8 protein-coding genes are annotated in these 10000 nt (G+C 49.0%); 1 reads left to right on the top strand and 7 read right to left on the bottom strand.

The genetic code is table 11. The features are described from left to right. Positions 1 to 740 (top strand): amidohydrolase family protein (locus LDL40_RS14310; RefSeq protein ID WP_300996086.1); only part of this gene is annotated, 740 nt, incomplete at its 5' end. 66 nt (positions 741 to 806) lie between these two features. On the opposite strand, the gene LDL40_RS14305 is transcribed toward LDL40_RS14310, so the two are convergent. The 7 genes from LDL40_RS14305 to LDL40_RS14275 all read right to left on the bottom strand — a co-directional run. Then, positions 807 to 2138 (bottom strand): sugar MFS transporter, encoded by a 1332-nt coding sequence (locus LDL40_RS14305; protein WP_300996085.1) that lies wholly within the window; start codon positions 2136 to 2138, stop codon positions 807 to 809. Beyond that, a complete protein-coding gene (gene nagA / locus LDL40_RS14300; protein WP_300996084.1) occupies positions 2135 to 3277 on the bottom strand; it encodes an N-acetylglucosamine-6-phosphate deacetylase in 1143 nt (380 codons plus the stop codon). Before nagA ends, LDL40_RS14305 begins: the two co-directional genes overlap by 4 nt. Next, the gene (gene nagB-II / locus LDL40_RS14295) at positions 3274 to 4272 is read right to left on the bottom strand and encodes a glucosamine-6-phosphate deaminase NagB-II (RefSeq protein ID WP_300996083.1); all 999 of its coding nucleotides are present in this window, start codon (positions 4270 to 4272) and stop codon (positions 3274 to 3276) included. The genes nagA and nagB-II overlap by 4 nt, the downstream gene beginning before the upstream one ends. After that, positions 4269 to 5171, bottom strand: coding sequence for a BadF/BadG/BcrA/BcrD ATPase family protein (locus LDL40_RS14290; protein ID WP_300996082.1), 903 nt, complete (start codon positions 5169 to 5171; stop codon positions 4269 to 4271). The genes nagB-II and LDL40_RS14290 overlap by 4 nt, the downstream gene beginning before the upstream one ends. A gap of 95 nt (positions 5172 to 5266) precedes the next feature. Then, on the bottom strand, positions 5267 to 6343 hold the full coding sequence (locus LDL40_RS14285) for an acyltransferase family protein (RefSeq protein ID WP_300996080.1): 1077 nt from the start codon (positions 6341 to 6343) through the stop codon (positions 5267 to 5269). 67 nt (positions 6344 to 6410) lie between these two features. Then, positions 6411 to 8684, bottom strand: coding sequence for an alpha-N-acetylglucosaminidase (locus tag LDL40_RS14280; protein WP_300996078.1), 2274 nt, complete (start codon positions 8682 to 8684; stop codon positions 6411 to 6413). An 87-nt stretch (positions 8685 to 8771) separates the two neighbouring features. Continuing rightward, on the bottom strand, positions 8772 to 10000 hold a 1229-nt coding region (locus LDL40_RS14275; protein WP_300996076.1), incomplete at its 5' end, for a TonB-dependent receptor.

Raw genomic sequence — 10000 nt, 5'->3', positions numbered from 1 at the left:
TGGTTAAAGCTGACACTGACACCCGCACTCTGGACCGATTTTATCTGCCAGCCAAACAGGTCGCTGATCTCGATTTATCGGGCAAAGCGGTTCAGGACTTTATTCGTTTATTAAAATCGAATCATCTGACGGTAGACCCAACATTGGCAACTTTTGATTTCCTGAAGAAAACAGATGGCACTGTAGGCGAGCCATGGCGCGCTATAGTCAAACACCTTCCACCGGACATTCAACGCGCTTATGCCCGCGCCGAACTGGACATACCGGACGAGGCTACGGCACAGCGTTATGCCAAATCCTACGCCAAAATGGTTGAATTCGTCGGCATGATGTACAAAGCAGGTATTCCTGTGGTGGCAGGCACAGACGAATTGGCTGGTTTTACTCTGCAAGGTGAGCTGGAATTATTAGTAAAAGCAGGATTGACGGCAGCTGAAGCTTTGCAGGTAGCCACTTTAAACGGCGCCCGCTACAGCAAAGTGGAACAACACAAAGGCCAGATTAAAGTAGGTTTTGATGCCGACTTATTGCTGGTCGATGGCGATCCCACCAAAAATATAAGCGATATCCGCAAATTGGCTTTGGTGATCACTCAAGGCAAAGCTATGGTGCCAGCTGATTTATACCGCAAACTGGGTGTGGAGCCTTTTGTAAAAGAACAGGTAAAAATCCGCGACTTTGATACTGGCAAAGGACAAGGTGGAGGTAAAACTAAACGAGGACACCGTCATTTGCATTAATAATTAAGGCTAACAGTCACCGATAAAAAAGCCTCTGCACTCAGCAGAGGCTTTTTGTTACATGTTTTATCTGGAAGATTTCAGCTGACAACCGCGCACTGCGTAGTACAGGATCATTGCGTAACAAGGCAGCAACACGATATAAGCCGCTATGGCGCCAAAATGTTGTGACAAGGCACCATAAACCAGAGGTAACAAGGCCCCACCCGCTATCCCCATGATCAGCAGTGCAGAAGCTTTGGGGGTTAACGAGCCTAAACCAGCCAAAGCCAAAGGCCACACCGCAGGCCAAACCAGAGCGTTGGCAAGGCCTAATAAAGCAACCAGACTGATGGGGTCTGGAAGTAACGGTAATCCAGCCCAGCCCCATAACAGTGCAGAAATACCTGAGCTGCCTGGTTCCGAGACTAAAATACCCGCTGATAACACCAAACCTAAACCCGCAGAAATTGCCAACGCCTGACGCTGCGACATTAGCTTAGGCACCAGCATTAATCCCAAGCTGTACCCCAGCACCATAAAGACCATGGTATAAGAAGCTAGAGTTGTAGCGCCCTGAACGTTCAATGCCGACCCCAGCAAACCTATGGTATCCCCTGCTATGACTTCGACGCCAACATAACAAAACAAAGTCACCACACCCAGTACCAGATGACGGTGTTGCCAAATAGAGGTTTTTCCGCCATCGCTGCTGACAGGCACTGCTTCTGCAGGTAATTCAGGTAAGGCCGAAAAACGCAGTCCAACAGCCAACAGTAAAATTGCCGCTGCGATACCTGCATAAGGTGCCATCAGTTGTGAAGCTAACAGCGTTAATTGCTGCTGACGCTCTGCTTCGCTTAACAACGCCAGACTATCTGCTGTGATATGACCTAAATCCTGTAATACCAGCCAGGTAAAGACCAAAGGCGCCAAGACACCAGCGCTTTTATTTAAAATACCCATCAGCGAAATGCGGGCTGCAGCTGAATGTTCAGGACCAACCCGTACTAAGTAGGGGTTAGATGCAGTTTGCAGCAGCGTTAAGCCAGATCCCACCACAAACTGCGCCAGTAAAAACACTATAAATTGCTGGCTATAGGCGGCAGGAATAAACAAAGCACAGCCCAAAGCAATCAGCCCTAAGCCTATCGACATGGCGTTTTTATAGCCCGACCAGGCCAGCACGCGAGCCATAGGTAAAGCCATCACTACATAGGCGATATAAAAACTAAAGGCGATTAAAAGTGCCTGAAACTCGCCCAACTGACACACCAGTTGTAAAAACGGGATCAAAGCGCCATTGAGCCAGGTAATAAAACCAAACATAAAAAACAGCACACCGATAATGACGATCGGTTGCAGACTTGATGAATTGCCTGACGGGTTGTCGGACGGATGAAGAGTCACTTTGCTCATAGAGTTTCCTTTTTATTATTTTGTTGTTCCACGCCCTGCAACCAGCAACGCTGTACATTGAGGTTATTGTCCAGCAGTAGCATATTGGCGATAGTGCCAGTCTGTAACTGCCCAATCTGTTCAAGACCTATGAGTTGCGCAGGGTTGCTACTCAGCGCTTTTAAACCAGCAGCAAGAGGCAAGGCCAGATCCTGGCAAAAATGCCGCAACGCAGTATTCATATCAAGCGCGGAACCGGCCAAAGTACCATCTGGTAAAGTGAGTTTCAGTCCTTCCCGCCGAATTTCAGTGTGCAGATATGGCAACAGCTGCAACTCACTGCCGGTATGGGCCATTGCATCTGTCACCAGAATCAGTTTATCTTCACCTTTGCACAAAGCCGCAATGTGGGCAGACAGTGGATGCACATGTAAATGATCCAAAATCAAACCACAATAGACTTGAGGACTAGCCAAAGCAGCCCCCACCATACCGGGTTCACGACTGGTCAATGGCGACATAGCGTTAAATAAATGGGTAAAGCAGCTGGCTCCGGCATCAATAGCAGCTAAAGCCTGTTCAGCCGTCGCCGCGGAATGCCCCAAGCTGACGATGACGCCTTGGGCTACCAACTCACGAATTTGCTGTACTGGCACTGTTTCAGGCGCCAGAGTCATCATCACTTTACCCAGGTCTTTACGGCAAACCAGCTGCATTTCTTTGTCTGACAACGGCCTTATCTGCTCTGCCGGATGAATACCACGACGTGCCACGGACAAATGCGGGCCTTCAAAATGAATACCCAGCACTGTATGCAACGGCTCTGGCAAGAGTTCAGCCACAGCATCAGCAGCGGCTTGCATCACCTCCAGACTGTCGGTGATAACGGTTGGCAACATACCTGTGGTGCCAAATTGCAGATGGGCTTTACTGATGGTTTTAAGGGCTGTGACATCAGGGCACTGATTAAATAACACTCCTCCGCCGCCGTTGACCTGAATATCAATAAAACCAGCACAAAGCAGACCTTGCAGTTGGGGTTGATGCCCTGATTTTACTCCGGCTTGCAGTGCAACTATCCGTCCCTGTTGCCAGTCCAGCCGCACATCCTGCAGAAGTGTTTTACCATCAAAACAATGCGAGACATAAATACTGTTCATAGCGTACTGGTCACTTTATTCAAGCCAACAGGTGCATCCGGATTCTGGCCTAGCGCCAGAGCTACGGCTTCGATATCCAAATAAAAACGCTGCATTAACAACAAAGGCTGTAAGCGCGGATGAATGGCCTGTTGCTGCATATTCAAAGCCAGGGGCAGTACCAGGCCACCACGTTTTTTTACTTCCTCAATTTGCGCATGATGCGCTGCACTGCTCTCATCATTCAACTGCACGTTCAACAGTGTCAACGGCTGATTTAATAATGAAATAGGGCCATGCAAAAACTCTGCACTACTAAAAGCCTCGGCCTGAATACCACAGACTTCTTTAATTTTCAGCGCTATTTCTCTGGAGATGGCATAACCAAAGGCACGGCCAAGCACCACACAGTGCCGCAGCCTACTGATCTGTGCAGCATGCAGCTGGGCTGGTTGCTCCAGTACCTGTTGCAACGCTGCGGGTAAAGTTGCTAACGCATCCAGCAACACCTGATCCTGTTTCCAGTGCGCCACTAGCTGCAGCAAGGCGGATAAGGTACAAAGATAACTTTTGGTCGCTGCCACTGCTTTTTCAGGGCCGGCCAGAAGAGGGATGGCATAATCTGCTAAAGCAGCCAACGGCGAACTGATGTCATTCACCAATGCCACTACTAAAGCACCACTTTGTTTGGCTGCTCTGCCCTGAGCCAGCAAATCTTCACTACGTCCTGATTGAGAAATCAGCAACACCAAAGCTTGGTTTAGCTTGAGCTGCTTCGAGAACAAACTGGCCACTGAAGGGGCAGCAGCTGCTACAACCAGACCCACTTCTACTTCAATCAGATAACGGGCAAAGACACCGGCGTGGTCGGAGGTGCCACGCCCCACCATATAAACAAAAGCCGGATCGAAAGCCCTGATCCTTTCTGCCAATTGTTGATACAGAGCTGTATTACTCTGATTTTGTTGTTCAATCTTCTGCCAGCTTTCACTGGCTTCCTGTCGCATCAAGGTCATGCTGATTTCTCCGTAAAAAGCTGTCGGGCCAGCGTCACAGCGCCAACCTCTGGTGGACCCAACACTGGGCTGAGATGTTGTTTTAACTCTTCTGGTAATAAATCGGCTAAAAAAGGTGCCAGCCCCCCTAGCATGGCGACGCGGCCAGCTCCGGTTTTCAGTAACCGTAGAAATAGTGCCTGTATATAGTCCATGCCACGCTTGGTAATATCCAGTGCCAGCGGGTCACCAAGCTGTTGAAACCTTAAAACTAATGGCGCAAGCTGGGCATAGTCCGTTGCTTTGTAACTCAGGCAGCAACTGATCAAATCAGTGTTGCTTCTTACCCCTAAAGCGCGGCAGATAGTGTTCGTTAATTCCGTCTCGTTGGTTAGGCCATCCAGACTATCCAAAGTGGCACAGACTGCCTGCCAGCCAAACCAGGCCCCACTGCTTCTGTCTCCAAGCGGAAACCCCTGTGCACTAAAATATGACTGCTTTTTGTCTACTATCGAAAAAGCGGCTGTGCCTGTCCCTGTAATCAAAATTGCACCTTCCCTGCCAGCATGGGCACCTAAACACGCAATATGCAAATCAGTGGTTACTGTTAGGCTGGCAAAAGGATGAGACCAGTTTTGCATTTGGCTGTGGATACGAGGTACGTTCACGCCTGCTAACCCCATCACAACATGACAACAAGCCAAAGCGGTTATGGGGTAACCCGCCTGCTGCAGGACTTGCTCACAAGCCTGAAGAATGGAATCAACTGCCAAAGTAAAATCTGTTGCCGGGTTGGCTGGTCCGGTCACTGCTTCGGCCAATAAAGCACCGCTGCGACTTTCCAACCTGGCTTTACATTTAGTACCGCCACCATCCACACCAATAAAAAGTTGTTCGTGTTGCAGAGCTATTTGTTGCATCTGTTATATTACCCTTTCCGCTTTTAGGTCTGTTTTTGGACAAGCCAAGGGCACACCAGCTGCCAAAACCAGCTGGTCTGCCTGACCTGAAAAGATTAAATTTTTACGAAAATTTTGCGCTGATACAGCCACCAGACCGGCAGATAACAGAGCACAAGAAAAGCGGTGATCCAGACGCCAACACTGAAAAACTGATTCCAGCCCAAAGCCGCCACCCAGTGCTGATAAGCGCCATGCACAGACTGACCAGCCACAGGCACTTCCAGCAGTTTTTCCAATGCGACATGCAGCACATAAGCCACTATAGCGTTGGCACCAAAGATCAGCGGAATACGGTTCAACTGTTGGTAGCCTTTGACGTCAGAACACCAAATCAGCAGAGCCAGCACCATACTTGCCATACCACTGGTGACCAACACAAAAGAACTGCTCCAGATTTGCTTTATAAACGGGAAAAACAAACTCCAGAGGCAGCCAAGTAAAAAGCTGGAAAAACCTAGTACAAACAACGACATCACCAGTTGTGGCAACTGTTGTTTATACTCAAGCACAAGCCGTCCCATCAGTACACCAAATAAACCGCTGGCAATAGCTGGATAGGTACTCAGTATCCCTTCAGGGTCCCAGCTGCCACGCCATAACATGCCGGGTAAAAAGGCACTATCAAACCAGTTGATCAGGTTAGCGCCCCGCTCCAGTTGTCCAGCGGCTAAACCGGGCGCTGGCACCAGCAATATCAGCAACCAGTAGCTGACCAGAATAAAACCCATGATCTGCACTAGTCTTTTAGTACTGCACTGCATAGCCAAAAAGGAGCACACCAGGTACACCACAGCAATACGTTGCAGCACGCCTAAGATACGGATATCGGCAAACTTCAGATACATCAGGTTGACGATAATGCCTAAGCCGAACATGATCAAAGTGCGGCGAAGCACTTTGACACGCAGTGCAGATATCTCCGCAGCACTGCGCTGCACAGGCCGCATGCCAATGGCAATGGCCACACCAACAATGATCACAAAAAACGGGAAGATAAAATCGGCGAAAGTCACTCCATCCCAATAGGCATGGGAAAACTCACCATAGGTATTGGGACTATTGACCATAATCATCAGAATAATGGTCAGGCCCCTGAATAAATCTAACGCCAGTAAACGTTGTGCTTGCATAATCAATTCCTGCTGCGCTGCCCATAGTCGGGCAGCCACAGCGCAAGTTAAAAAGTTACAGGTCTGATTACAGATTCGAAGGTGGCGCTTTGCTGGCTGTCACTAACGCCTGTAAAGCAGCAACTGCAGCATAAGCATCTGCAGGTTGTGCCAATGGTGCTTTTAACGGCTGATCCAGCCAGGCTGCTTCAAACTCCACCAGTTGTTGCTCTACCGCAGCTTTATCCAAAGCCTTGCCCTGCTGGGCGGCTTTGCGCTGCGCATCAAACATCAGCTCCCAGCGGGGCAGATAAAAATCAGCGTACATGCCCTGCCAGGCTTTGGAGGCATAATCTTTTAGCTTGAAACCGCCCCAACTGCTGACCTGACGTTTAGCATTGCGTTCGTAAAAAGCAGCCAATTCGGCCCTATCTGCATAATCGCGCGCCTCTTTTACCCAACTATGCAAGCTCTCCTGCTGACCACCAATCAGCGCATCCACACCCAGGATCAGCGCTTTGGCTTGCTGTCGCCAGTCATCACCTTGTTTTATATCGCCCTGCTGATAAGCCAGCATACTGTGCTGCAACAACATATCAATGTGCTGAGTCACCGCATGACGGGTCAGATCAATCAAATCGTACTTCAGTAAGTCACTGCGCTCGTTTTCAGGCAAGGCCACCAGTTCACGCAGCGCCTGATCCAATAAGGCCAGATTACCAGGCGCGCCTGTGTAACGCAGATAATCCAAAGAAGGACGTTTAAATAACAAATAAGCTCCGGCCGAGCCTTCCCACCAGCGAGGCTCCCAGTATTTGGTGCTGTAAACCGATTTGTAAAGCTTGTTCCAGGCCGACAATAAAGCAGGACTTACAGCGCCATAACGGGCTTTCAGGTAGTGTTCCAGCCAGTCCGTTGTGGCTTTGGCCTGCCCTTGCCATGCCAGATCAAACATATACTCATAAGCGACTGATGTGCTGTGAATACCTTCAGGGAAAACACCATAACCCGTCAGATTGCCTTTGTCGGGATGGTGCAACGCGGTCTCGACTTTTTCTTTGTAGTAATCAAAGTCGGCATACACAGGGTTACTGCCACCATAATTGTGAATAAAACCAAAAACCCAGTCTTTGTTGTAAAAGCCTTTGGCTTTTTGCCAGACGTCAAATCTGTCATTGCCTATGTCGTGGATCATCAGCTTATGGTCAGGCACTTTGCTTAAAAAGGCTTCGATGGATTTTAGATCCCAAAAATGCTGATCCGAACCAAACATCCAGCCCTGCATCACCCAGGTGGCGTCAGGCACAGACTGCGCCAAGGATTGGTATAAGGCTGCGCCGTAGCCCGCTAAATCCTGATAGCGTTTGTCTTCGGACACAGGCGGCAACATTTCATTAAAAGCATCCAGCAGGTAATACTGCTGCTCACCATATTCGGCGTTATAAAGCTCAATGAAACGTTTGGCGACTTTGGCAAATAGTGGATCAGCCGGGTCCAGCCAATAAGTTTCATTGGCAAAACCAGACCATTTCGGCATAGCGGAAATTTTTGCTTGCGGGAATAAGGTTTTAAATTGTTTGGGCACATAACCTGAAAAGGCGGGCACCACAGGCTTCATGCCGTAGTCGGCCATACGCGCCATAATTTGCTTTTGCAGCTGACGTTTTTTCTCAATATAGGCCTGAGGCAAAGGGCCTTCATGCCCTTCAATATTGCCCATACGCTGCCAGGGCGTAAAAGCCGGACCTGAAAAATACCCCGCCAGTTCTTCGTCTTTCACGCCAAACTCACGCCAGAGTTGTTGCCAGACAAACTCCTGACCTTCCATAGCCACAGGATTATTGACACCATGCAGTGCCATCCAGTCCAGTTCCTGCTCCCATCGGCTCCAGCCCCACCAGGGTGTACTGTAACCATAAGCGCACACGTTCAGATAAGCGCGTTGTTGAAATAAAGAACTGACTCGTTCTGGCAGATAATCTGCAAAGGTTTCAGGTATGGCAATACGCTTGCCTTCCCAGCTGACTGACATGGCGCCAATTTGGCGTAAATACTCATAAGTACCGTAACTTAAGGCCGTCAACGCATTGGCACTGACATAAAGCTGGCCATCCCGCGCTTCGACCTGATACCAGTCAGACAAGTCGTCCTGGTGCACACTAAAATGCACTTGAGGCACTACATGACCGACAACACGCTCAAATAACTGCCGTACAGCGGCCACTTCTGCACTTTCGGCTTGTGGTGTTAGCACTGACGTGACAGTAGTTTGGTTTTGCGGAGGCGATTGAGCCGGCGAACAACCCCCCAGCAGCGCTGCCACCACACAGCATCCGGCAAGACTCAGACGAAACGAATACATGAGGATTTTCCTTCTTCTAATCAGATGATCAGGCAAAATCTGATCAATAAAAGAGCCAACACCATGTGCTGGCTCCTGTTGTAGTTTTTACAGGCTGAAATTGACGCCCAGATAATAACTACGACCTATCACGCTGGTGGTTTGCCATGCACGGGTCTGCTCATCACGATAAGCTTCTTCGTCCTGGCCATTGAGGTTCAGAGCGCCTAAACGCACAGACCATTGTTCGCTAATGTTCCAGCCCAACAGCACATCGATCTGATTACGACCTTCAACAGTACGGCCTTCCCGGGCAAAAAATGCATCTGTGCTGTCCTGTACATATGGACTGCGATGGTTTAACGATACGCGAGCGCTGTATTGATCGTTTTCCCAGTAACCTGTGATATTCCAGGTTTGTTCTGAAGAGTTGGTTAATGTGAATCCCTCACTTTCGTCCACCAGAATACGGGTATAGTTGGAGCTTAAGCCAAAACCGGGCACAGGTAACCAGGCATCGAACCCCTGATTCCAGCCCACTTCATAGCCTTTGACGGTTAGTTTTGAACTGTCGTTATAAATGGCAGTGATGTCATAAATATTACCAACACTGTCAACACAATCAGAACCTTGCATGCTCAGGTTGGTGCCATCGTATTGATCAGGACAAATTAGTTCACTGACAGTGCCGTTTTTGATGTCCTTCTGGAATAGGTTCACCGTAAAAGAGTCACCTTCGCTGTAATACCACTCCCAGCCCAAATCCAATTGATTTGCTGTTAACGCCGCCAGTTCAGGTTGCCCCAGGTTCACAGTGTAGGTGCGGGTACCAAAGGAGTTCGCCGCTGATGTTTCAGAAGCGGCCAATTGAGTGTTGGAGGTCAGCATAGGACGCACCAGCACTTTAGCGGCCGCTAAACGCACCTGCATATCGTCATTTAACTCCAAGACCAGGTTGGCGCTAGGCAGGAAGTTGTTGTAGTCAAAGCTTTGAGTAGTTTCACCTATCGCCAGCTTGATTTCTTCGTTATCCGGGTGGGTATCGCCCGTGATATAAGTGTTGATATCACGTTCAGTGCGCTCATAACGGCCACCAAAATTACCGCGTAGTGCTAAGCCGCCAACTTCGGTTTCAAAATCAGTCATCAGATAAACAGAGGAAATGCTCTGATCGATGGAATAACTCGACTGAGCGGCAAACAAAGTAGGCACTGTGACACCTTCAGCTACTAACGCATCGCGGTAAGCCTGAATGTTAGGTGCTATCCAGCTGTGCTGAATATCCATTTTGTTATCAAGAAAATCAGACACTATATAGCCATATTCGGCCATTGAAG

This window comes from Rheinheimera sp. (assembly GCF_020217005.1).
In the GTDB taxonomy this organism is placed as follows: domain Bacteria; phylum Pseudomonadota; class Gammaproteobacteria; order Enterobacterales; family Alteromonadaceae; genus Pararheinheimera.
The sequence above is the reverse complement of the archived record's forward strand: the minus strand, read 5'-3'. Positions and strand labels throughout refer to the sequence as shown.

Bases quoted from the DNA above. Each gene is read 5' to 3' on its own strand.
- LDL40_RS14305 (WP_300996085.1), bottom strand. From the start codon at position 2,138: ATGAGCAAAGTGACTCTTCATCCGTCCGACAACCCGTCAGGCAATTCA.
- nagA (WP_300996084.1), bottom strand. From the start codon at position 3,277: ATGAACAGTATTTATGTCTCGCATTGTTTTGATGGTAAAACACTTCTG.
- nagB-II (WP_300996083.1), bottom strand. From the start codon at position 4,272: ATGACCTTGATGCGACAGGAAGCCAGTGAAAGCTGGCAGAAGATTGAA.
- LDL40_RS14290 (WP_300996082.1), bottom strand. From the start codon at position 5,171: ATGCAACAAATAGCTCTGCAACACGAACAACTTTTTATTGGTGTGGAT.
- LDL40_RS14285 (WP_300996080.1), bottom strand. From the start codon at position 6,343: ATGCAAGCACAACGTTTACTGGCGTTAGATTTATTCAGGGGCCTGACC.
- LDL40_RS14280 (WP_300996078.1), bottom strand. From the start codon at position 8,684: ATGTATTCGTTTCGTCTGAGTCTTGCCGGATGCTGTGTGGTGGCAGCG.